1 protein-coding gene is annotated in these 497 nt (G+C 62.8%); it reads right to left on the bottom strand.

What is annotated here, in order from left to right; translation table 11 throughout:
- Positions 1 to 384: DUF3304 domain-containing protein (locus tag AC1DKD_RS41975; protein WP_477144832.1), on the bottom strand; the 384-nt coding region annotated here is incomplete at its 3' end.
- Between the last annotated feature and the right edge of the window lie 113 nt (positions 385 to 497).

The raw sequence follows: 497 nt of genomic DNA on the forward strand, positions 1-497 counted from the left end.
ATGTGGGCGGGCATAGATGGTGCCGGCCTCGGCATAGGGCTCGACCTCGACCACCTTGCTCCCATAGAGGATCTTGGCCCCGTCACGGGCCTTCCACTTGACGGTCACCTGCAGGCCGGGACGGTAGATTCGCGGCACCCCCACACAACATGTCCCGGCGTTGGCTGAGCCATAGGCGCGCATGTTGTGGCTCGGCACACCGTCAATCGAGACCCAGTCCATGTAATTGCCGGTATGGTTGACCGCGCCTAGCGAGGCATAGACAAACTTGTCGGAGCGATCAGTCGAGATGCCGCTGCCGCCAGCGCAGCCGGCCAGGAACAGGGACAGGAGAACGGCCTTGCCGAGGGCAATGCGCCGCGGTGCGGCGATATAGCGCTTCATTGTTGGAACTCCTTCACTTCGTCAGGGTTAACCGGATAGGGAATGCGATGGTTGGGATTGTGCGGACCATTGCGCGCCGACTGCATCAGGTTGGCCCCGGCACGCTCCTGGGG

Source organism: Cupriavidus sp. 05T313, assembly GCF_056396665.1.